This window comes from Alteromonas sp. 14N.309.X.WAT.G.H12, from assembly GCF_036697315.1.
Lineage (GTDB): Bacteria > Pseudomonadota > Gammaproteobacteria > Enterobacterales > Alteromonadaceae > Alteromonas.
Genome location: NZ_JBAHZB010000008.1, coordinates 18,617 through 42,377, shown reverse-complemented (window position 1 = coordinate 42,377; position 23,761 = coordinate 18,617). Strand labels below are relative to the sequence as shown.

The following is a 23,761-nucleotide window of genomic DNA, read 5'->3' as shown; positions in this document are numbered from 1 at the left end:
CGATTTACGCCGCTTGGGTAATTGCGCTGCCAATGCCGCTGAACATGGCTTTTAATGCGGCGGTCATAATATTGCTGTCTTTAGCCACCCCAAAGCGGGTGCCTTGCGTGGCGGTTTTCATTTCTAAATAACAGACCGCCGAAACCCCAGCGCCTTCGCCTAGGCTGTGTTCGTGGTAATTAATGATCTCTACCGTTTCTCCGACCAGCTTGCTAATGGCATTGGCTGCAGCATCGATCGGGCCGTTGCCCACGCCACTGAGTGTCACCGGCTCGCCATCGATGATAACGTCAATGGCAATGTGTTGCTGTTTGTCGTCTGACGTCTGCAGCTGACTTACTCCATATTCTATGCCTTGGGGCGCGGTAAGGTAGGTTTGTTCAAACAACGCGACAATATCAGACGCATTCATTTCTTTGCCCGTGGTATCGTTGTGCTGCTGAACAATACGACTAAATTCAATTTGTAATTTACGGGGCAGTTGTAAGCCGGTTTCACGGTTTAACAGGAAGCTGACACCCCCTTTCCCCGACTGGCTGTTCACGCGCACAACGGCATCGTAATTGCGCCCCACATCGGCAGGATCCACCGGTAAATAGGGCACTTGCCAAATGGCGTCGGGTTTTTGTACCGCCAGCCCTTTTTTAATGGCATCTTGGTGGGAGCCTGAAAAGGCGGTGTAAACCAGTTCGCCAGCGTAAGGATGACGGGGATGAACGGGCAACTGATTGCATTCTTCCACCAATTTTCGCACCTGATCGATCTGGGAAAAATCCAGATTCGGTTGAACTCCTTGGCTATACAAGTTCATCGCCAAGGTGACCAAATCCACATTACCGGTGCGTTCACCGTTTCCGAACAAACAGCCTTCCACCCGGTCAGCACCAGCCATAATGGCTAGTTCTGCCGCCGCCACTGCGGTGCCTCGGTCGTTGTGAGGATGAACACTTAGCACAATGTGTTCCCGCTGGGCTAAATGTCGATGCATCCATTCAATTTGGTCGGCATAGGTATTGGGGGTGTTCATTTCCACCGTTGCGGGCAAGTTGATGATGATTTTGTTTTCAACAGTAGGTTGCCAAACGGCCACCACGGCATCACACACTTCTTTGGCAAACTCGATTTCTGTGCTGGAAAACACTTCCGGCGAATATTGATACGTCCAATTCACCTCTGGCGCTTCGCTGGTTAAGGTTTTTACCCAAGACGTGCCTTGAGTGGCGATATTTTTTACGCCGTCCTTGTCGGTTTTATACACGATCTCACGAAACGCCGGGGCAATGGGATTATACATATGCAAGATGGCTTGCTTGGCACCACGTAAACTTTCCACTGTGCGCTCAATCAGATCGTATCGAGCCTGAACTAACACTTCTATGGTGACATCATCGGGAATATGGTTCTCTTCAATGAGCAAGCGCACAAATGAAAAATCAATGTCAGAGGCGGAAGGAAACCCCACTTCAATTTGTTTAAAGCCTATTTCTACCAGCTTTTTAAAGAAGCGCAATTTGGTTTCAATGGACATGGGATCAATTAGCGCTTGATTGCCGTCTCGTAAATCCGTACTCATCCAGATAGGCGCACAATCGATGTGCTTATTCGGCCATTGTCTGTCGGGTAATTTCACGCCTTCAAAGCGCTGATATTTGGTATGAGGTTGAGCAATCATGTTAGGTTCCGCTGCTGTATTAACGATATGTACAAAGCATACCCTGTTTGTATGCATAGATGATTGCGAAGGTATGATAATTTTCTTGGTGCTTAAGCATATTATTGCGCTATAGTTTGTTTTGTTGAAATATACTATTTGTGCAAGGGGATTTTATGGATTTGGATGGTTACGATAAGAAAATTCTTGAAATAATTCAAAAGCAGGGGCGAATCTCTAACCAAGAGTTAGCCGATGCCATTAATTTGTCTCCTTCACCCTGTTTACGGCGGGTACGTCAATTAGAAGAAAGCGGATTAATTGATGGTTACGTGGGTATGGTGAATGCTCGAAAACTGGGTCTTACGCTGCTATCTATTATTCAAATTGTGATGGACAAACACACCCCAGAGCGCTTTGCCACATTCGAACAAAGTATCGCCCAATGCAAAGAAGTGCTTGAATGCCATCTTATTACCGGCCAAAGCGCCGATTACGTGCTCAAAGTCATTGTTAAAGACATGGACGACTTTCAACAGTTTTTATTGCATAAACTGACTCGAATTGAAGGGGTAAGCGGGGTGCATTCTTCCTTTGTGCTCAAATCACCGGTGAATACCACTGCGTTACCTCTCTAAAACCACTGCCTTTTCAATGGCTTTAGGAGACTGTCGGCCGCTCTGTTGACCTGCCTGCCCGTGGCATACGTAAAGGTAACAAAGGGCCGGCAACGTTGCGCCGCACATCAAGTGTGTCACCGCAGGCTCTCCGTTAACTCAATGATTGAAAAAGAGGCAGGCGATGAAACAACATCCGGGCAGTATCGAAAACTACATGGGCTTAAAAACCGCCATCGTAAATGGTGAAATCGAAACTTTAAAAGAAATGCTGGCAGATCAAACCATGACAGAGATGGAAAAAGGCTACCTGATTGACTTGGCAAAGCTTGCAAATAATCAGGACATCATTGCTGTTTTAAAGGACATTCCTCAAACCACAAAGTAACGTAATTGGTATGCCGGATAAAATTGGTAAGTGAGGTTGGTTTGCCGATTTGCGCCGTTATCATGAATTAATTGTAGTCACCGCCTTGTTATATTTTACATATTTGGTCATAATCGCGATTGTTAATTTAGTGTGATTTGTCTGTTAAATAGTTTCTTATTGGTCATATCAATTTGTCGAATTCACGCTGAATTTTGTATTTTTTTCGAAACGATTAAGAATTAAATGAGGCGGAAATGGACAGATTATCGCGGCAAACGCTGGCGACACTACCTTCTGAAGTAAAAACGCCCGGCTGTGCCAAAGGGGATGTTTCTGCGGGTATCGTGCATTTTGGCGTAGGAAACTTTCATCGTGCTCATCAAGCGGCCTATTTTGATGCTTTGCTTAATGAGGGCGAAAAAGCGTGGGGAATTATCGGAGTTTCCATGCGCTCTTCGGGTATGCGTGACAACCTGGAACCCCAAGATTACCTGTACACCTTAGCGGAAGTGGGCGAGCAAACCCAGCTACGTGTTATCGGCGCTATTTTAAAAATACTGGTGGCACCACAGACGCCCCAGGACGTCATCGATGCGGTGGCCAATTCAGCGACGGAACTGGTTACCACCACCATTACGGAAAAAGGCTACTGTCTTGGTAATGGCAAGGTGGATGGAACACACCCCGATATTATCCACGATCTTGCTAACCTTGAGGCACCGAAAACCACTTACGGTTTTTTGGCCGCAGCGCTCATTAAGCGATATCAAAGTCACCAGCAACCCCTAACCATTTTGTGCTGCGATAACCTTAACCGTGGTGGTGAGCGATTGCGTGAAGGGGTGGCATTAATGCTTACAACGCATAGCCCTGACACCTTAAATTGGGTGAACGAACAGATTGCCTTTAGTTCTTCCATGGTGGATCGGGTCACCCCTGCCACCGATGACGCCTTAGTTCGCCAATTATCTGAAAAACTCACAGTGCACGATGCCGCGCCTGTGTCAGCTGAGCCTTTCACTCAATGGGTAATCGAAGATCATTTTGCAGGTAAAAAGCCCCCCCTAGAACAAGCCGGCGCGCTCTTGGTGGCGGATATCAGTGCCTTTGAAAAGGTGAAATTGCGCTTTTTAAACGCCAGCCATTCCATGTTAGCTGTCATGGGGTATTTGATGGGGGATGACTTTATCCATCAAGCCATGGCGCGCCCGCTGCTGGCCCGCTTTGCTGATGAAGCCTTACGCTTAAATGTATTACCGGTGACCCATGTTCCTTCCAATATGAGTGGCGATACTTACATACAGGATGTATTTACTCGTTTTCGCAATCATCACTTACCGTATCGTGTGCTCCAGGTAGGCAGCGACAGCTCTCAAAAAATTCAGCAGCGCTGGTTTCCCTCTATTGATGATGCCTTAAGTCAGCATGCCGATGTGTCCTATCTGGCCTTTGCCGTCGCGGCATGGGCGTGTTTTGTGGATAAAGCGGTGGCCAATAAGGCGCTAAACGATCCCCAAAAAGCCCGTCTTAGTGCCTGCGTACAACAACAAGAGGTGGTTGATGTTGCCGATTTGCTTCGCGTTGCTGAAGCCGACAAATTCGCCTTTTATCAACACAAAGGGTTTATGGAGCAAGCCCGAGAATATCAACGCAGCATTGCTGCCTCGGGCATAGAAGCTGCGTTGAAAACCTTTTTTAACTCTTTGAAATAGCGAGTGTATTATGCGTGAGTCGTGGAGATGGTTTGGACCGAATGATCCTGTCACTATTGATGAAATAAGACAGACCGGTGCCACCGATATTGTGAGTGCCTTGCACCATGTACCAGCAGGTGAAGTATGGACAAAAGAAGATATTCAGTCTTATAAAAAGGTTATCGAAGCCTGTGAACCAGGCATGACTCCACTGCGCTGGACGGTGGTAGAAAGCATTCCGGTGCACGAAGATATTAAGTTGGCCCGTCCCGGGCATGAAAAATACGTGGACAACTGGATCGCCAGCATGGAAAACCTGGCGGCCTGTGGGGTCAAAACCATCTGCTATAACTTTATGCCGGTGATTGACTGGACACGTACCGATCTGCAATACCGTTTGCCAAACGGGGCTTACGCATTGCGTTTTGATCAACCTAAATTCGCCGCCTTCGATTTATTCATTTTGCAACGTGAAAACTCACAAAAGGAATATTCCGAACAGGAAATCGCTGAGGCCAAACGGGTTTACGACAGCATGGATGAGGCCCAGCGCGAGCAGCTAACCAATAATATCATTGCTGGCTTACCCGGCAGAATGACGGATAGTTACGGGCTTGACGACTTCCGAGCCATGTTGGCCAATTACAAAGATGTCAGTGCTGACACCCTAAGAAATAACCTGTTTTCATTTTTGGCAAAAGTTTTGCCCCGGGCAGAAGCTCTGGGTGTCAAACTGGCCATCCATCCTGATGATCCGCCACGGGATATGCTGGGCCTTCCCCGCATTGTGTGTACCGCCGATGATCTGAATATTCTGTTTGATGCCTTGCCGAGCCCGTCTAATGGCATGACTCTATGTGTGGGGACTTACAGTAGCCGACCGGATAACGACTTGCCTGCAATGGCCTCCCAATTTGGCCCACGGATCCACTTTTCCCATCTACGGGGGGTGTCTCGTGATCCACAAGAGCAGCGCTCATTTTATGAAGCCAGTCATTTGGACAGTGATGTGGATATGGTGTCGGTGATTGATGCGCTACTGGCAGAAGAACGTCGCCGCGCATCGGCACCGGACAGCGAAGAGATATTTATTCGTCCTGATCATGGGCATCAGATGATGGATGACATCGGCAAATCGGTAAATCCTGGTTACTCCGGCATTGGTCGTCTTAAAGGTTTGGCCGAGATCCGTGGTGTGATCCGCGCACTGTCAAAACGCACCTAAATGCAATAAACAACCAATGCGGTACCTGCTTTATGGATAAACTAAATACGATAATAAAACGTCTATTGCCTGGCATCTACCTGTTTGGATTTACGGTTGGTACGGGTAGTGTAACCGCAATGGCGAAAGCTGGCGCAGATTATGGCATGTCACTGTTATGGACCATTCTCATCTCCTGTGCCATTACCTATTTTCTCATTCAACTGTTTGGTAAGTTTACCCTCGTCACAGGGATGACAGCCTTACAAGCATTCAAACAACACATTCATCCGGCAGTGAGTATCTTTTTCATTGTTGCACTAACCACCCAAATTTGTGGCAGCGTCATGGGGGTAATGGGCATTTTGGCCGATGTGTGTTACGAATGGTCGAAAACCTTTATTGAGGGTGGCATTGCGCCAATTTACTTCGCGATTTTCTTTATTGCCTTTGTATATGTTATTTTTCTAATTGGAAAAACCGATGTATTTCAAAAGGTATTGGCTGTATTTGTGGCCATTATGGCGGTGTGCTTTTTGATTAACTTCTTTATGCTTATGCCGCCGGCAATGACGATCCTTAAAGGCTTGGTGCCCACGGTGCCAGAAACCGGCCCGGATAAAAATGCGTTTTTAGTGATCGCCTCTATGGTGGGCACCACGGTGTTCTCGGGCTTGTTCATTTTGCGTTCAATTTTAGTGCAGGAAGCCAAATGGACCATGGCCGATTTACGTACCCAAAACACCGACGCCTTGTTTTCCGCTTTTCTGATGTTTGTGGTGAGTGCGTCTATCATGGCCGCCGGCGCCGGGGCCTTGTATGCTCAAGGGATTCAGCTTACCCAGGTTACACAAATGATTAATCTGTTAGAACCCTTAGCAGGCGCAGCCGCGGTAACCATTTTTACCCTTGGGCTTATTGCCGCTGGGGTGTCGTCCCAGTTTCCCAATGTGGCGTTATTGCCATGGCTGTTAGACGATTACCATCAACGTAAAACCGATTTAACACGGCCTATTTATCGTTTAATCGCGTTGGCAATCTCATTGTTAGGACTGGTGGTGCCTATCTTTAATGCTAAACCCATCGTGGTTATGGTGGCCTCTCAGGCGTTTGGTGCACTGCTACTCCCTGCCACGGTAGCCAGCATTATATACATAGGCAATAAGCGCAGCTTGATGAAAGAGCATGCGTTTTCCCCAGTGACCAATGGGTTGCTGGTATTAATCTTTGGCTTCGCTCTGATCATGAGTTACATGAGTATTAACGGTATTTTAAATACCTTACACCAAGCTTAACGCAGCGTATTTTTCAACGCCTGTGAGCTCAGGCTGTGTGCACGGGCACGTAAGGGGGATAAACCTACGTGCCGTATTTTCAATTCAGGCAATGGAAAAGTTACCATGAATCAAATTATTAAGTTCACCGCAAACCGTGTTTGGCGAACCTACCAAGGCGGTAAATTGCTCGATGCCATCGAAGGTAAAGAATGCCCCACTGATTCCAGTTTTCCTGAAGATTGGATTGGTTCCACGGTAGAAGCCCGAAACGTTGGGCGAGAGCACATCACCGAAGGGTTGGCCATGGTACCTGACGAGCAAGGCAACCGAGTGCCGTTTCGGGATCTGTTGGCTGCCAAGCAAGACTATTTTTTAGGTTGTGATGAAAACGGCGTGCGTTCTTTCGATGATATTCCCCTGGTTAAATATCTTGATAGCTCCACGCGCTTGCATTTTCAGGCTCATCCTACAAGGGCGTTTTCCCAGGCACGTTTAGGCATGCCCAGAGGCAAAACCGAAGCTTACGTAATTTTGCAAACCCGCGAAGAGGTAGAAACCCCGTACATTTATGCTGGGTTTCAGCGTTCGCCTAGCCGCGAGCAGTTAAAGGAATGGATTGAAACCCAAAACATCGAGGCCATCGAAAGCTGCTTTGACAAAATCCCGGTAAAACCCGGCGATGTATTTCTTATTCCCGGAGGCCGTCCCCATGCCTTAGGGGAAGGCATTTTGATGCTTGAAATCATGGAGCCATCGGATTTAGCCGTGCGTTTTGAGTTTGAGCGTTGTGGCTATGAAATTCCAGAGCAAGCGCGCTTTATGGGGAGGGACATTGAAACCGCACTGGATGTGTTTAATTTCGATCCCGTGGGGATCGAGGACGTGGATAAGGAATTTCGTTGTCACCCATTTGTCTTACATGAAGATGATAAAGGGAATCAGCTGGAACAGTTGATCGGCGCAAAGGATACACCTTGTTTTACAGTACGCCGGGCCACAGTGAACAGTGATTTTGCGCGACAAGAAGACGCCTTTTTCTACGGTATTGTGACCGAAGGTGAGGGCGAATTGCGGGTTGGCGATGAGATCACTACATTAAAACAGTGGGATCGGTTTTTCTGTCCTGCGGGTATTACCGACTTTGAATATTTGCCAAAAGCGGGTCGTACCCTGTCTATTCTGGAGTGTTACCCCGGTAACACAGAATAGCCAAGTGATTGTTTGCTCCCTGCCTGCTGTATGTCATAGGAGGCAGGGAGTAGGGCTTCAGGTAGCCAAGGATGACCAACGTCGGGCTATAAACTACGTAAGAATTTGCCGATCCGGGCAATCCCCTCATCTAACTCATGTTCCGCCGCGGCGAAAGACAAACGTACATAGTGATCTCCCGTTGCCTCACCAAAATCATTGCCGGGGGTTAGCGCCACAAATTGCTGCTGCAACAACTGTTCACAAAATGCCATTGCCGATAAGCCTGTTTGCTCCACATTAATGTAAACATAAAAGGCACCGTCGGGTTTTACATCCACATTCAGTCCAATTTTTTCTAACCCAGCCAATACCCGGTGGCGACGATGAATCAATATGTCTCTTCGGCGTTCGCATACGGTGAGGGTTTCGGGCGTAAAGCAGGCTAACGCGGCATGTTGAGCCGGTGTTGACGGGCAAATATAGAGATTTTGTGCCAGCCGCTCCATAATGGGGACCATCGCATCGGGCACCACGCACCAACCCAAACGCCATCCGGTCATGCCAAAGTACTTTGAAAAACTGTTAATGACAATAGCATCTTTGTCATACGCTAACGCCGTCTTGGGTACCTCTGCGTGGCTTAAATTTAGGTAGATTTCATCCACGATACGCCAGGCATTTTGGGTTTTTGCAAAATGGAGGATCTCTTGCATGTCCGACTCGGGCACGGAAGTGCCGGTGGGATTGGATGGCGAGGCCACCATGATCCCTTTAATATCATCTTGCCAGTGTGCTTTTACGCTGTGGGCACTAAGTTGAAAACGGCTATGGGCATCGGTGGTCACGCTACTGAGTTTGCCACCAAAGCAACGAATAAACTGGCGATTACAGGGGTAGGCCGGATCTGCCAGCATCACCTTATCTTCTTCGTTAATAAGGGCTGCGCATACCAGCAATAGTGCCGCTGATGCGCCCGCTGTGACCACCACATTGTTGGGGTTAACAGTGACCTGATGACGCAACTGGTAAAAATGGGCGATGGCTTCCCGTAAGGCGGGCAACCCCAAAGCAGAGGTGTAGGGCAAGTCGCCGTGTTTGACAATCTCTTGCATCGCTTCTGCAACGGGGGGCGGTGCACCAAAATCCGGTTCGCCAATATTAAGCTTAATAACAGGGTGCCCCTGTTTTTCCAGTGCGCTGGCCTTTTCGGAAAACGCCATGGCGTAAAAAGGCGCTATGGCCTGTGCTCTATGGGAAAATGTAATCACTACAACGGTCTCACAAAAAATGAGGCGTTATGATACCAGCGTCATTGGAGATAATCAGCCATCGAGGTCACTTAAGGGCGTTGGGGTATCGAAGGGCGGTTTATTTACCCAATAAGTATGTCGGCTAAATGTTGGATATCCTTGACGGTCATATCAGCAGCTAAGCCTAAGGGATACTCCATTTTCCCCGGCCGCGCCACAAATGCGCTCAGTAAACCTGCCGCTTTTGCGCCACTGGTATCCCAGCCGTGGGCAGCCACCATCATGGTTTCTTTTCGTTTGGCGACGATCTGGTTACAGGCCCAATGATAGACAGAGGCACTGGGTTTATATTTACGTACAGATTCAACACTCAAGATGCTATCAAACAAGGGGGCGAGCTTGGCATTGTCCAGTTGATGATCCAGTCCGGCCTTTGATGAATTGGACAGCGCGACAAGGCTAAATCCGGCTTTTTTGAGTCGCGTCAGGCCCGTTAACACATCCGGATGAGGAGGAATGCTTGTCATGGCCGGGACAATGTACGAACGGGCGGTCTCCATGTCCAAAGCGATCCCTTGGCTATGGCCTACCATCACCATGGCCGCGGCGCCTATATCACTGAAGTCATGGAAACGTTCGCAGGTGGTTTCAACCAACGAGTAATGTAGCAGGGTAGAAAACCACAAGGGAACCAGTGCATCGTTGCCCAGTGCGCTGGCCACGGCAGATTTCACCTCGTCCATGTCTAACAGGGTTTCATTAATATCAAAAATAAGGGTTTTAGGCGTCACACTTTATACCTGTCATAGTTGCTGATCTTTACATGCAGTTATTACAGCGTTTTAGGTACATTAGATCCATAAAATAAACCGGATCAGAGAAATTTGGTCATATCCGGGTGGGCGATTTCTATCCACTGCTTCAATGCGGGTTCATCAATGAAGCTAAAGTCGGCAAAATCAAAGCCTGGGGCCACACTACAACCAACCAGGCTGTATTCACCGGTGGACTCCGCCGCCTGAAAATCCCCCGCGGGAATAACCGCAGCATAATCATGTGATCCGCCACCAAGGCGTTGTTCCCGCAATTGCTGCTGATGAATATGATACAGGCGTATCGGTGCACCGGCGTAATGGCTCCAAACTTCATCATGGAGTACCCGATGGAAGCGGCTAACTTCACCGGCCAACAGCAAAAAATAAATATGTGTAATGGCGGGACGACTTATGTTGTGAACCGGTGAGTTTACCACTTGCTCAGAACAGTGAACCTGACGATAGTAACCGCCTTCTGGATGCGGCTGAAGCTGGAGTTTTTCAATAAGGGGATGGAGTACTCTGCTCATAATTTGTGTTTTATACGGGTTATTTAGACATCATCAAGGATAGCGTTAACGTTAAAAAAATACAGTATTTTTGTTAAAAAATAACCAAAATAACCTTACCTTATTAAGGTGAACTTTTTCGCTATGATTTTGCGTATGTATAGGTATTCATTCATTCCCCAGCTGGTTTGTTAGTGCGGGGAACCCTAAGGAAGTATGAGACTATGAAATATCGTCAAACTACCGAAATTAAAGTGGCTGATAAGGCTTATACCGCCGTCAGCTTTGAGAAAATCAGTGAAAAATACGATTTAGATCGCTTGCCGTTTTGTATCAAGATCCTACTTGAAAACCTTATTCGACATGAGGATGAGGATTTTGTCACCAGTGAAGATATCGAATTAGTGGCAAAATGGGATACCCAAGATGATAGTCAGCATGAAGTCGCCTTTGTGCCGGCACGGGTTATTTTACAGGATTTTACCGGTGTCCCTGCGATTGTGGATCTGGCGGCGATGCGCGATGCAGTAAGCCGCTTAGGCGGGCAAGCCGAAACCATTAACCCGTTAAACCCGGTGGAGTTGGTTATCGACCATTCTGTGATGGTGGATTATTTCGCCTCTGAGGATGCCTTTAAAAAGAACACCGATATTGAAATTGAGCGGAATCAGGAGCGCTACCAGTTTTTAAAGTGGGGGCAGTCTTCCTTTGATAACTTTAAGGTTGTGCCGCCCGGTCGGGGCATTGTGCATCAGGTGAATCTGGAATATCTGGCCCGTTGCGCCTTTACCCTTGAAAAAGACGGTAAACAATGGGTATATCCCGATACCTTGGTGGGCACCGATTCCCACACTACTATGATCAACGGTTTGGGGGTACTCGGCTGGGGGGTAGGCGGTATTGAAGCCGAAGCTGCCATGCTGGGGCAACCTGTGACCATGGTGCGTCCTTCCGTGGTGGGATTTAAATTAGATGGCAAACTGAATCCTGGGGTGACCGCCACCGATATGGTGTTAACCATTACCGAACAGCTTCGCGCTCATGGTGTCGTGGGCAAATTTGTGGAATTCTACGGGCCGGGTATTAAGCACCTGACCACCGCTGACCGCGCCACCATTGCGAATATGGCTCCGGAATACGGTGCGACCTGCGGTATCTTCCCTGTTGATAGTGTGGCACTTGATTATCTGCGTCTCACAGGGCGGGATGAATCCCATATTGCGCTGGTGGAAACGTACGCCAAGGCCGCCGGGTTGTGGCATGACGACCACAGTAAAGATGCCGTGTACCACGAAACCCTCACGCTGGATTTAAGCGAGGTGGTGCCTTCTTTGGCAGGCCCGAAACGGCCCCAAGACCGCATTGCCTTAGATGAAGCCGCACAGGCGTTTACGTCCTGGTATCAGTCACAAATTGACGTCAAAGTGTTGGAAGAAGAAGCCAAGTTTGTGGCAGAAGGCGGTGACATGGCTGAGGTGGACGAAGAGCAGGACTCTTATGTCGACTTCAATGGCGAGAAATTCAATTTGGATGATGGCGCTATTGTTATTGCTGCCATTACCAGTTGTACAAATACCTCGAACCCTTCGGTGTTGATGGGGGCCGGGCTGGTGGCGAAAAAAGCGGTGGAGCTAGGTTTAACCAGAAAGCCCTGGGTAAAAACGTCATTGGCGCCGGGCTCTCAGGTAGTGACTCAATATCTTGAAAATGCCGGTTTAATGGAACCACTGGAAAAACTGGGCTTTAACCTGGTGGGTTATGGCTGTACCACCTGTATTGGGAATTCGGGGCCATTACCTGAAACCATTAGCCGTGCCATACGAAAAGCCAAATTAACGGTGACGTCGGTGTTATCGGGTAACCGTAATTTTGAGGGCCGTATTCACCCCGATGTGGCTGCCAATTATCTGGCTTCGCCGCCTTTGGTTGTGGCCTATGCCTTAGCAGGCAATATGCGTGTTGATATTACCCGTGAACCTCTTGGCACAAGCAAAGAGGGTAAGCCTGTTTACCTGCGTGATCTCTGGCCAACGGAAGAAGAAATTCAATCCCTGATCAACAGCCATGTGTCTGCCGATTTATTTAAAGAAAAATATGCGGATGTGTTTAAAGGCAATGACATTTGGAACAACCTAAAAGTGTCAAAAACCTCTGTGTATGACTGGCCCGATTCCACCTATATTAAACAGCCGCCATTTTTTGCCAATATGGAGCAAAAACCGGCAGCACTTACCCAAATTGAAGGTGCCCGTTGCTTGGTGAAAGTCGGCGATTCTATTACCACGGATCATATTTCTCCGGCAGGTGCCATCGCGCCGGATAGTCCCGCCGGTGAATACCTCCAGGAACAAGGCGTTACGCCGAAAGACTTCAATTCCTATGGCTCACGGCGAGGCAATCACGAAGTGATGATGCGTGGCACCTTTGCCAATGTTAGATTGAAAAATCAGTTGGCACCGGGCACAACGGGCAGTGCTACAACTCACTTCCCCAGCGGTGATCAGATGTCGATTTTCCATGCCGCTATGCGCTATCAGGATGACAAGGTGCCTGCTATTGTCATTGGTGGTAAGGAATACGGCACGGGGTCAAGTCGGGACTGGGCGGCAAAAGGTCCTTCTTTGTTAGGGGTAAAAGCGGTGTTAGCGGAAAGCTATGAACGTATACACCGCTCTAACTTAATTGGCATGGGAATATTGCCGCTACAGTTTAAACCCAATGAGAGTGCCCAGAGTTTATCGCTGCGAGGTGATGAAATGTTTACCATCGAAGGGGTAACAAAAGGGCAAAAAGAAGTGACGGTAACAGTGACCAATGATGCCGGGGAAAACCGTACCTTTAAAATGGACGTGCGTATCGATACGGCCAATGAGTTTACCTATTTCGAACACGGCGGTATTTTACATTATGTGATCCGCGACTACCTAAATAAGTAGCTGTTTAAATATGTAGGTGAAAGACAACCACTGCATCAATATCTGCGATAAAAATGCCCACATTTGTGGGCGTTTTTTTAGCGTTTAAGTAGGGCCGACACGGCTTTGTAGCCTTGTTGAATGGTTTGTAGTGGGTCGTCGGTTTGGTCTCTTTCAACAAAGAAATGCTCTGCGCCAGCTTGTTTTCGAGCTTTAAAAATAGCCCCAAAGTCAATGGTGCCTGTGCCCACATCGGCAAACTGACCTTGGGCGTCCATGTCTTTAATGTGCCATAACTTAAAACGCCCTGGATAGTGTTTAAAATAACTTAGTGGATCTTTTTTGGCTTTTATTACCCAGTATAAATCCATTTCCATGGTCATGTTTTTAGCGTCTACTTCGTTAAGCAGTACGTCGTAAGGTTCAATACCGTCCACCGGCTGAAAGTCGAAATAATGATTGTGATACGCCAGTTTTAGCCCTTGGCTGTTGCAGACTTCGCCCCACCCATTGCATTCTTCGGCCAGTTTTTTGTAGGTGTCGATGGTTGAACCCCGTTGGGCTTCGGTAAGGTAGGGAATAATCAGGTATTTATGGCCCACTTCCTGTGCCGTTTCGATGAGCTGGTTAATACCGCCTTTTCTTAACAAGTCGAGGGGAACATGACTTGATGGTGCAGAAAGCCCTTCGCCATCGATAATTTTGCGTATTTCCTTGGGGGAATGACCAAAATAACCGGCGAATTCAAGCTCTTTATAGCCTAGAGTCGCAACCAGTTTCAGCACGCCTGGGACACCTTTTGCCATCATATCCCGAAGGGTATAAAGTTGCAGACCCACCCGTATTTCCGGTTTGGCTTGGGCAAAAGCGGCGCCGGGAAAGGCGGCAAGTCCCAGACCTGCGGCACCAAGTTTAAACAGTTGGCGGCGTTGAGCCGACACTGGGGCGTGGGGATTGGAAGAAGTACTAGGCCTGCTATTTTTATTTCCCATTCATTGCTCCTTCTTGGCTTTACTCGGTGGTTCTGAGGCAACACGTTCTGCGGCTCCTGCCGCCTGACTCAGGGCTGTTTGAGGTATTATATTGAATAAACCCCATAAAATACCACGGCAATGTATCACATAAACCGGCTCTGGACTCTGATCGCAATCATACAATTGCGTGCTTCTAAGGCCGTCTTTCTGGTAGCATGCCGTTTTTCGAATTGAACACCAAGACAATTATGATCGGCGAACTTGCTGCCCTTTCTACCGCACTGTGCTGGGCCATTGCGGCGCGCTTATTCCGTCAGGCTGGTGGTGGTTTTTCTGCCCTGTGTATGAACTTCTGGAAAGGCGTGGTTACCTTTGTTTTGCTGGGCCTAGTCTGTGTGTTTTTCGTACCTGCAGCCTCGTTGCCCGCAAGTGGTTATGGCTGGTTATTGCTAAGTGGCGTCATTGGTATTGGCATCGGCGATACCTGCTTCTTTTTAGCCTTAAAACGTATTGGCGACAGCCAGTCGGTGTTGGTCACAGAAACACTGGCGCCCATTTTTGCTGCCTTACTGGCTATGGTGTGGATTTCAGAATGGTTAAATGCATGGCAATGGCTGGGAGTGGCCGTGGTGATCTTGGCGGTGGATATGGTAATAAAATCTACCCGTCGTACCTCGCCTCATATTACGCCTTCGGCAGGCTATTTGTATGCAGCCGGCGCTGCGGTTTGCCAAGCGGTGGGAGCGGTAATCAGCCGAGATATCCTCACGGGCTATGACATTAATGCCACCGAAGCGGCGTGCTGGCGCTTAGCCGGTGGCATCGTGATGGTGGCGCTGATGATGCTGTGGCGACGGGAACGGTGGCTGCCTAAGTTTAACCCCGGTAAGCGCGCCTGGTGTCTGCTCGCCATTGCAACCTTGTTAGGTACGGTGTTTGCCATGTATTTGCAAATGCTGGGCTTTGCCAATGCCAAAGCGGGCATCGTGCAAACCTTGATTGCCACCAGTGCGATTTTCTCCCTCGGTGTTGCTGCATTAATGGGGGATAAAATTCACCGCAGTACCCTAATGTGGTCTCTTGTGGCATTAGTTGGCGTGGCTATCCTAGTGGTGAGTTAGCGCGGGAGGCGTTGGGCTTTCCCTTTAAAGCGAAAATGCCGTGGTATTTGCTTGTGTAGTGAGCAATTGATCTATATAATGCGCGCCCTTACAGCTATCTCACTTAAGTTCCTTGTCTCCATACAGTCTGGCTGTGCTGTCGAGGCTACAACCGTAAGGAGCGTGTAATGCGTCATTACGAAATCGTATTTATGGTTCACCCTGATCAGAGTGAACAAGTACCTGGTATGATCGAGCGTTATACCACTATTTTGAAGCAAGACGGTGGTCAAATTCACCGTTTAGAAGACTGGGGTCGTCGTCAATTGGCATACCCAATCGAAAAGCTTCATAAAGCACACTATGTTCTGATTAACGCCGAAGCCACTGCTGAAGCCGTTGACGAACTGGAAAATGCTTTCCGCTTTAACGATGTGATCCTACGTAATCTGGTTATGCGCACTAAAAACGCTGTGACTGAACCTTCTCCTATGATGAAGGAAGAACGTCGTGAGCGTCGTGACGATTCTGCACCTCGCACTGAGCGCGCAGAAAAGAAACCTGAAACCACTGAAGATAACGCGTAAGGAGATCAATCATGGCTCGTTTTTTCAGACGTCGTAAGTTCTGCCGTTTCTCTGCAGAAGGTGTTGAGCAAATCGATTATAAAGATATTGCTACACTGAAAAACTATATTACTGAGAGCGGTAAAATCGTTCCTAGCCGTATTACTGGTACAAGTGCTAAATATCAGCGTCAGCTGTCTACAGCTATTAAGCGTGCGCGCTTCCTTGCGCTGCTGCCGTACACAGATTCTCATAACAAGTAATTGGCGAAAGGGGAAATTTAGATGGATATCATCTTATTAGACAAAATCGCCAACCTTGGCGGTCTGGGTGACCAGGTAAGCGTTAAAGCTGGTTATGCACGTAACTTCTTATTCCCGCAAGGAAAAGCAGTACCTGCAACTAAGTCAAACATCGAAAAGTTTGAAGCTCGTCGTGCAGATCTGGAAGCGAAAATCGCTGAAGAGTTAAATGCCGCACAAGCTCGTGCTGATAAAATTGCTGAATTAGGTGAAGTAACTATTGCTGCACCTGCTGGTGATGAAGGCAAACTGTTCGGTTCTGTTGGTACTCGTGATATCGCGGACGCAGTTACTGCGGCTGGCGTAGAAGTTGTGAAAGCCGAAGTGAAGTTACCTACAGGTACTTTACGTGAAATCGGTGAGTACGACATTGACCTTCAGTTACACTCTGACGTAATGACATCCGTTAAACTGGTTATCGTTGCCGAAGCGTAAGATTTAACGTTTTAAACGTTAAAAAAAACCGCTACCTTACCGGGTAGCGGTTTTTTTATGTCTGTTTCCCGGCCCTTTAAGATCATGGTTTTCATCATTGATAGCGTTTGGTTTTTTCCGTTGCCAAAAATGCGTCAAAATCGCCTTTGCTAAGGGGTTTGGCAAACAAATAACCCTGACCGTAGTCACAGCCCATTTTCGTTAGAATGGTCAGTTGTTCGTTGGTTTCGATGCCCTCTGCAACCACTTCAATCCCCAGTTTTTTAGCCATCAAGATAATGGCTTCGCATAAGACTTTATCGTTACTGACTTCTGTCATCGAATTGACAAAACTTCGGTCTATTTTGACGTAATCCGTTGGGTATTTTTTTAGATAGGAAATAGAGGAGTAGCCGGTGCCAAAGTCATCCAGCGCAATGCTGACGCCTGCTTGTCTGAAATGAAACAGTTTTTGGGAGACTTTATCATCGGCATCCATTAAAAGGCTTTCGGTAATTTCCAGCGTAATTGCATTAGATGGGGTGCCAGAGGCTAACAGTGTATCCAGCCATTCCATGATATTGGGCTCGGCACTGAAGTAATGAGTCGGTGAGGTATTAATACTCAATTGCAAATCAGGGCAATAGCGGGCGCGCCATTTTTTCGCATCGTCGCATACCTGTTGGAATACCCAGTCACTGATTTCTATAATAAGGCCCGATTCTTCGGCAATTGGAATAAACTCATCGGGTCTGATTAACCCTTTAACCGGGTGCTGCCAGCGAATTAGGGCTTCTGCTTTTGTTACTTGTTTGTTCTGTAAATTGACAATGGGCTGATATTCGATAAACAGCTGATGGTTTTCAATGGCGTAGCGTAGATCATTTAGTAATGTGAGGCGTTGCAGCGCTTCGTCGTGGAGGCGTTTGGTATAAAAATAATAGCTGTTTTTACCGAGGGACTTGGCCCCATACATGGCTTGATCGGCATTTTTAAGAATGCTGGTCGCATCTTGGGCATCATCGGGATACAGGGTGACACCAATACTCACGCTGGTATGAACACGCTCTTGCTCGATGGTCTGAGGGGTGGAAATACTCGACAGTAAGTCCTGAATAATGCGATCTAAATCATTTTTACTCGAAATATTATTAAAAATCAGAACAAACTCGTCTCCCCCTAAGCGAGCCACTGTATCTTGTTGTCGGATACAATTTTCAATTCGTCGTGCACATTCAATGAGTAGTTTGTCGCCAAAATCGTGGCCAAGGGTATCGTTAATATCTTTAAAGTTATCTAAATCGAGCAGCATAACGGCTACTTTTGACTGTGCACGATCAGCCATTTTAATGGCTTGCTTAAGGTGTACTTCCATTAAGTTTCGGTTGGGTAACCCAGTTAAAACATCGTAATTGGCTTGTCGCCATATTACTTTGTTGGCCCGTTCCCGCTCAATGGCAATACTGGCTATATGGGCAAATTGCCCAATACGCACCAGTTCTCCCTCAGAAGGGGTCGCAGGCGCTTCATGATATATGGCAAAGGTACCGAGTACTTCGCCGTTCGCCGAACATATGGGTTGTGACCAGCACGCGCCTAAATTGGCCCGTGCTGCCAGTTCACGCCATTGGGTCCAGTACGGGTGGGTACTGATATCTTTAACAATTACAAGATTATTGGTAAACGCTGCGGTACCGCATGAGCCATGACCAAAACCAATTTCTAAGCCGTTTACTTGTTCATTATAAAAAGAAGGAAAAGAAGGGGCTGCACCAAGGCGTAATTTATTGCCCTCTAAAAGCAGGATGCTACAGCGTTTGTTGGGATATTCGTTTTCAATGGCCTTCACAATATACAGCAAGGCTAAAGACAGGGATTCGGCCTTTACGACTTTTTCCAGAATAATGCTGCGTACACGGGTAAGCTTTTGGGTTTCTTCTAACTGTGCTTGTTGATAGGCAAGCTTTTTTGAAAGCGTTGACAAGGCTTCCCGTTCAAATTCCGCTTCCACCAGTTTACCGAGATCGTGAAGCATGGCTTCATCGGCAGAACTAAATGGCTTCGGTGCATCATTAAATATGCACAACGCGCCCATGGCAAAGCCATCAAACATGACTTTTACGCCGGCATAAAAGCGTACGTGAGGCGGTCCGGTAACAAGGGGATTGGTGGCAAAGTCGGGATCCTCATGGGTATCTGGTACAATAAGCAGGCGAGTTTTAGTAATGGTATGGGCACAAAAAGCCATATCCCGGTGGGTTTCGCTGAGATCTAAATTTACACCAGATTTAAACCATTGGCGCTCTTCATCTATAAGGGAAATGGACGAATAAGCGCACCCGAATATCTTTGTTGCTATTCGGGTAATGCGGTCGTATCTTTCTTCCGGCTTGGTATCGAGTATCTCCAACCGCCTTAGCGTTCTAAGCCTGTCTACCTCGTTACTCGGCTTTGGTGGTTTGGTCAAGCGAACTCCCTTACACAAATGAAAAGAGACAAGTTATTGTTGTCTGCTTCTCAGTTTAGCAGTTTAAATCCAATATGGAGATAAACAGGGCATTAAATTTGTGCTTAGGAAGGGCAAAAATATTGATCTGTAACAAGAAAAATCAACGTTATTTTAGTGCCGGTGTGGGGCATTAAATCATATCAGTTTGAGTTTGCCGTTGAGCATGCTCATATGGCCTGGGAAGGAACAAAAATACAGATAGGCTTCGTCTTTTGATAATTGACTGACATCAAAGGTGACTGACGTACTTTCTTTCGCTCCTGTCACCTTGGTATTTGCAATCACCCGCTTATCGCCTGGGGTGACATAATCATTGGCCAAACCCTGTGAAGCGCCGTCTTTCACCACCCCTTTCGCGTCGGATTCTTTGCTAAGTACCCAGTTGTGCCCCATGATGTTTTTTGGCAAGGTGCCGGTGTTTTGCAAGGTAACCGTAAAGGTGGAGCAACTTGAGGGGACTTCAATGGAAGACTTGTTATAGCGCATGGTGTCGCTACTTTTTATGGTAGTTGAACAGTCCTCTGCAAAAACAAAACTACAGAAAAAAACAGTAAAAAGTGCAACGAATGATTTCATGTTTTCTGTGCTCCTTGTGGTTAGTGACTTTTGAGTAGGAAAGCACTCTACTACAGGGATGAGTGAATTTTTAATAATGAAATATTATTTTGTCGATAGTAAAAAACGATTGGGTTTGGGATGTCTTTTTTGTATTTAATCGTTTTGTCGTTATTTTCGAGGCGTTTATAGACAAACGATAAAGCGTGCAAAGGTCTTTGTTGTTGAAATACCGGTTTTATATTGGACGGTGACTGACAGGTCATTACAATAGGCAGGCTGTTACACAAGCCGTCGGCTAATAGGATGATAGGAAGTATTAATAATGACCAAAATGCGCTCGTCTACAGGGCTAACGTTTGCGCAGGAAGCCATGCGCTATGTGTATTCTTTCTTGCTGGTGTTACTTATCCCCTTTGCCTTTCTTAATTTCATTTTTCGCAAGAAAAACAAGGAAGATACCGCAGAACATGGTCGTTTTGAGCGTTTGGGTTTTGTTAAAGCGCCAGCCCAAAAAGGGGGCTATTTGTTTCATTGCGTCTCGGTAGGTGAGGTGATCGCTGCCTCAGTGCTGATTAAACAGATCCTAAAAGAAGAGCCAGAGACCGCCGTAACGGTAAGTACCACCACCGCCACAGGCTCTGCCCGGGTAAAGGCAATATTTGGCGATGGGGTACACCATTTTTATCTGCCATACGATTTGCCTTGGTCCATGAACCGTATGTTAGGCCGGGTTGAACCGAAAATGGTTCTTATCACCGAAGTGGAATTATGGCCCAATCTCATTCACCGTTGTTGGCGTGGAAAAATTCCCGTTGTGGTGATTAACGCCCGTATGACCGAGCGCTCCGCGAAGCGGTATAGTAAAATTAGTCTGCTCTTTGCCCCTATGTTAAATAAAGTTAGCCACGTATGTGCCCAAGGACAGCGGGACTACGACAATTACCTTGCTTTGGGTATAGCAAAAAGCAAGTTAACACTTACTAACAATATAAAATTTGATCAAAGCAGCGCTAAGTTAGCAAGTACTGACTCGTTTCATGGACTGAAAAAAGGCGAGCGTCCTATCCTGATTGGTGGGAGTACCCATGAAGGTGAAGAACGGGCTTTGCTTGATGCGCTCATTGCACTTAAACCGGCTTTTCCCACGCTGATGCTTATTTTGGTGCCTCGGCATCCCGAGCGCTTTAGCACCGTTAGAAAACTGATTGAAAGCGAGCCGTTACAACTAGCATCAACTTCTGATACGCCTGCCATAGCGCCAGATACCGATGTGGTGTTGGTGGATGAAATGGGCAAACTAAACCAAGCATATGCAATGGCTTCCATAGCCTTTGTGGGAGGCAGTTTGGCTGATAAAGGCGGTCACAACGCCCTTGAACCCGCAGCCCATAAACTACCTATTATCATGGGGCCGCATATTTACAATAATCCGGTGATTTGTGACAGTCTTATCCAAAATGGCGCGTTAGTCATTGTAAATGACACCCAAGCACTTACCGCACAGTGTCTGCACTACTTGCAAAACCCTGAGCACGCGTCGGAAGCCGGATTATGCGGCTATGATGTGTTGATGGCAAACAAGGGGGCGGTGTCAGCCAGTATGGCAGTCATTAATATGTACTGATCGAAAGTGATGCATGAGGAAAGAAAGTCGCACTGATTTAGTGCGTAATGCTATTTTATTACCGTTTAAAACCCCTTCTGTTTTTAGTAACTAATTGATAATGCGATTTAAATCAAAGTTGGCCTCATAGTTGCTATTTAAATGCCGACGCTGTGCTTCAAGTATAAAAAAAATAACATTGCATCCAATAATAATAATAGAGGGGAGCGCTTGATTACACGTTAATTCCAGGGAACGGCACTCTGTCCACGGGCAGAGTGCCAGTTTTACACTCATACCGGTTCGCTTGCAGGGATCACCAAACTAATCACTTTCCATCCCGCTTTAGGGTTCGTTTCCTGACCATCTAAAAAGGCATGAGATCGATTATTCTCATCCAAAGCCAATAAGGGTATTGCCCTGTCTTTATAGGTTTTTTCGTAATCCTCAAAAGTAAATTCATCGCTCAGAGCCGTTGTTTTCACCGCCGCGCCCTTGGCAATGGCTGACGCCAGATAGCCGTATGTTACCCCTTCATCAAAAAGCGTGAGCTTTTGCGCGTACTGGGTACTAACCTGATGGCTTGGCCGTGTGGTTTGCTCATTGCTGGAAAGCCCCCATACTCTGTTTTTACCCATGGTGTACTCAAAGTGATAGGCAATCATTGGATTAAGCTGCTTGTATGGCGACATGACAAGCACGGTGCCAAAGGTATCCATTGCCAAGTTACGGGTGGCATGATCAGACATAGGGTTGCCAAAATAAGCCGGTATTTCCATCATACGGGTGGCTTTAATGGCGTCCCAGTTGGTGTCGGAAATACATACGGGAATTTCATGCTTAATGAGTTCTTTAGCCAGCAAGCGGCTGAATTTGCTTCCACCGAAAATTAAAAAGCCGTTGGGGGACGGTGCGCGAACTTTAAGCAGTTGCGCCACCTGTTTTGCCGACAGGCTTTGGATCACAACCGTAGTAATAATGACGATAAACACAATGGGTACTATCACCCCCGCTCCTTCGTAGCCGATTTCTTCTAGCTTAAGGGAAAACAACGCCGACACCGCAGCGGCAACAATACCCCTAGGGGCGATCCAACTTAGCAGGGCCATTTCTCGCCAATTGAGATCCGTGCCCACTGAGGAGGCCAAAACGGATAAGGGTCTTGCGATAAATAAAATAGCCCCAAGGACAATCACTACCCCTGAGCCCACATCAAATACGGCATTTAAATTGAGTCGCGATGCGAGAATGATAAACAAACCAGAGATTAACAGTACGCTTAAGGTCTCTTTAAATTCCAGAATATCTTCAACATCAACCCCTTTCATATTGGCCAGCACCATGCCGGCAATGGTCACTGCCAACAGACCGGATTCATGGGCTACCGCGTTTGAGGCGGCAAACACCGCCAGAATAATGGTAAGTACCGCCGTATTTTGTAAGTAGTGGGGAATGAGATTTTTACGTAACGCCAAACCCAGTAGGTAGCCGACGGCTAGGCCAAGTAACGTGCCCATGCCCACGGTTTTACCAAAGGCGATAAAGGTATGTAATAAGGCGCTTTCCTGGGCGGCGACGATGTATTCAAACACCAACACCGCTAACAACGCGCCAATGGGATCGATAATGATCCCTTCCCAGCGAAGAATATTAGCAAGGTTGGTTTTTGGGCGTACCGTGCGCACCATAGGGACAATAACCGTTGGGCCTGTGACCGTAACCAGGGCGCCAAATAACGCTGCAAGCTGCCAGGTTAAATCAAGGCAATAATGGGCGGCGACGGTGGCGATTACCCAAGTCACCAGTACGCCAATACTGCATAGATTGCGCACCATATTACCGTGACCGGCAATATCACTAAATTTTAAGGTTAACGAGCCTTCAAACAGAATGATGGCCACCGATAAGGAGACAATGGGGAACAAGAGATCACCAAAGAGGGCGTCAGGATCGAGGACGTGGAACACAGGCCCCACGATAATGCCAGTTATCAGTAGGGGCAAAATCGCCGGCAGACGTATTTTATAAGCCAGAAACTGACAAAATATGGATAAGAGTCCAACACTAACTAAACTAAGCAAGGGATCTGACACGGTGCGTTCCTTTTGATTGCCGTGGCTGGCATGATTGTGTTGACCAATGGCATTTTATTGTAATGGTACTGGTATATACTATGCCTTATTACAAGCGGATTATTTATGATGTGTTCATTCTTTTTTACAATAGCTAAGAATAAGCGACA

Annotated in this window: 20 protein-coding genes; 12 read left to right on the top strand and 8 right to left on the bottom strand. The window is 47.3% G+C overall.

Annotated elements, in window-relative coordinates; translation table 11 throughout:
• Positions 1-4 precede the first annotated feature (4 nt).
• Positions 5-1,672, bottom strand: coding sequence for a 2-isopropylmalate synthase (gene leuA / locus V5298_RS05080; RefSeq protein WP_332930389.1), 1,668 nt, complete (start codon positions 1,670-1,672; stop codon positions 5-7).
• Positions 1,673-1,827: 155 nt separating this feature from the next.
• Here leuA and V5298_RS05075 point away from each other — a divergent pair, with 155 nt between their 5' ends.
• The 6 genes from V5298_RS05075 to V5298_RS05050 all read left to right on the top strand — a co-directional run bounded on the left by V5298_RS05075 (position 1,828) and on the right by V5298_RS05050 (position 8,022).
• Entirely contained in the window at positions 1,828-2,289 is a 462-nt protein-coding gene (locus tag V5298_RS05075) for an Lrp/AsnC family transcriptional regulator (RefSeq protein ID WP_332930388.1), read from the top strand.
• 163 nt (positions 2,290-2,452) lie between these two features.
• On the top strand, positions 2,453-2,656 hold the full coding sequence (locus tag V5298_RS05070) for a hypothetical protein (RefSeq protein ID WP_332930387.1): 204 nt from the start codon (positions 2,453-2,455) through the stop codon (positions 2,654-2,656).
• A gap of 236 nt (positions 2,657-2,892) precedes the next feature.
• Positions 2,893-4,350: a mannitol dehydrogenase family protein gene (locus V5298_RS05065; RefSeq protein WP_332930386.1), complete on the top strand. Its 1,458-nt coding sequence runs from the start codon at positions 2,893-2,895 to the stop codon at positions 4,348-4,350.
• Positions 4,351-4,360: 10 nt separating this feature from the next.
• A complete protein-coding gene (gene uxuA, locus V5298_RS05060; protein ID WP_332930385.1) occupies positions 4,361-5,557 on the top strand; it encodes a mannonate dehydratase in 1,197 nt (398 codons plus the stop codon).
• A 32-nt stretch (positions 5,558-5,589) separates the two neighbouring features.
• Positions 5,590-6,831 carry an NRAMP family divalent metal transporter gene (locus tag V5298_RS05055; RefSeq protein ID WP_332930384.1) on the top strand — a complete coding sequence of 414 codons (1,242 nt, stop codon included), beginning with the start codon at positions 5,590-5,592 and terminating at the stop codon, positions 6,829-6,831.
• Positions 6,832-6,936: 105 nt separating this feature from the next.
• Entirely contained in the window at positions 6,937-8,022 is a 1,086-nt protein-coding gene (locus V5298_RS05050) for a class I mannose-6-phosphate isomerase (protein WP_332930383.1), read from the top strand.
• 86 nt (positions 8,023-8,108) lie between these two features.
• Here V5298_RS05050 and V5298_RS05045 read toward each other — a convergent pair whose 3' ends face one another.
• The 3 genes from V5298_RS05045 to V5298_RS05035 all read right to left on the bottom strand — a co-directional run bounded on the left by V5298_RS05045 (position 8,109) and on the right by V5298_RS05035 (position 10,599).
• A complete protein-coding gene (locus tag V5298_RS05045; RefSeq protein ID WP_332930414.1) occupies positions 8,109-9,269 on the bottom strand; it encodes a pyridoxal phosphate-dependent aminotransferase in 1,161 nt (386 codons plus the stop codon).
• Between the two features lie 107 nt (positions 9,270-9,376).
• A complete protein-coding gene (locus V5298_RS05040; RefSeq protein WP_332930382.1) occupies positions 9,377-10,045 on the bottom strand; it encodes a haloacid dehalogenase type II in 669 nt (222 codons plus the stop codon).
• A gap of 83 nt (positions 10,046-10,128) precedes the next feature.
• Complete coding sequence (locus V5298_RS05035; RefSeq protein WP_332930381.1) at positions 10,129-10,599, bottom strand: cupin domain-containing protein; 471 nt, start codon at positions 10,597-10,599, stop codon at positions 10,129-10,131.
• A 203-nt stretch (positions 10,600-10,802) separates the two neighbouring features.
• Between V5298_RS05035 and acnA the strand changes: the two genes are divergently transcribed.
• Complete coding sequence (gene acnA, locus V5298_RS05030; protein ID WP_332930380.1) at positions 10,803-13,514, top strand: aconitate hydratase AcnA; 2,712 nt, start codon at positions 10,803-10,805, stop codon at positions 13,512-13,514.
• 77 nt (positions 13,515-13,591) lie between these two features.
• On the opposite strand, the gene V5298_RS05025 is transcribed toward acnA, so the two are convergent.
• Positions 13,592-14,485, bottom strand: coding sequence for a sugar phosphate isomerase/epimerase (locus V5298_RS05025; RefSeq protein WP_332930379.1), 894 nt, complete (start codon positions 14,483-14,485; stop codon positions 13,592-13,594).
• 230 nt (positions 14,486-14,715) lie between these two features.
• Between V5298_RS05025 and V5298_RS05020 the strand changes: the two genes are divergently transcribed.
• From V5298_RS05020 to rplI, 4 genes are all read left to right on the top strand, one after another.
• Positions 14,716-15,588 (top strand): DMT family transporter, encoded by an 873-nt coding sequence (locus V5298_RS05020; RefSeq protein ID WP_332930378.1) that lies wholly within the window; start codon positions 14,716-14,718, stop codon positions 15,586-15,588.
• 167 nt (positions 15,589-15,755) lie between these two features.
• Positions 15,756-16,154: a 30S ribosomal protein S6 gene (gene rpsF / locus V5298_RS05015; RefSeq protein WP_216024280.1), complete on the top strand. Its 399-nt coding sequence runs from the start codon at positions 15,756-15,758 to the stop codon at positions 16,152-16,154.
• 11 nt (positions 16,155-16,165) lie between these two features.
• Positions 16,166-16,396, top strand: coding sequence for a 30S ribosomal protein S18 (rpsR, locus tag V5298_RS05010; RefSeq protein WP_070126454.1), 231 nt, complete (start codon positions 16,166-16,168; stop codon positions 16,394-16,396).
• 21 nt (positions 16,397-16,417) lie between these two features.
• Complete coding sequence (gene rplI, locus V5298_RS05005) at positions 16,418-16,870, top strand: 50S ribosomal protein L9 (protein ID WP_332930377.1); 453 nt, start codon at positions 16,418-16,420, stop codon at positions 16,868-16,870.
• Between the two features lie 94 nt (positions 16,871-16,964).
• Here the strand turns inward: rplI and V5298_RS05000 are convergent, their stop codons facing one another.
• Positions 16,965-19,316 carry a sensor domain-containing phosphodiesterase gene (locus V5298_RS05000; RefSeq protein ID WP_332930376.1) on the bottom strand — a complete coding sequence of 784 codons (2,352 nt, stop codon included), beginning with the start codon at positions 19,314-19,316 and terminating at the stop codon, positions 16,965-16,967.
• Between the two features lie 177 nt (positions 19,317-19,493).
• Positions 19,494-19,934, bottom strand: coding sequence for an azurin (gene azu, locus V5298_RS04995; RefSeq protein ID WP_332930375.1), 441 nt, complete (start codon positions 19,932-19,934; stop codon positions 19,494-19,496).
• A gap of 304 nt (positions 19,935-20,238) precedes the next feature.
• Between azu and waaA the strand changes: the two genes are divergently transcribed.
• The gene (gene waaA / locus V5298_RS04990) at positions 20,239-21,540 is read left to right on the top strand and encodes a lipid IV(A) 3-deoxy-D-manno-octulosonic acid transferase (RefSeq protein ID WP_332930374.1); all 1,302 of its coding nucleotides are present in this window, start codon (positions 20,239-20,241) and stop codon (positions 21,538-21,540) included.
• A gap of 272 nt (positions 21,541-21,812) precedes the next feature.
• Here waaA and V5298_RS04985 read toward each other — a convergent pair whose 3' ends face one another.
• Positions 21,813-23,612 carry a sodium:proton antiporter gene (locus tag V5298_RS04985; RefSeq protein ID WP_332930373.1) on the bottom strand — a complete coding sequence of 600 codons (1,800 nt, stop codon included), beginning with the start codon at positions 23,610-23,612 and terminating at the stop codon, positions 21,813-21,815.
• Positions 23,613-23,761 lie beyond the last annotated feature (149 nt).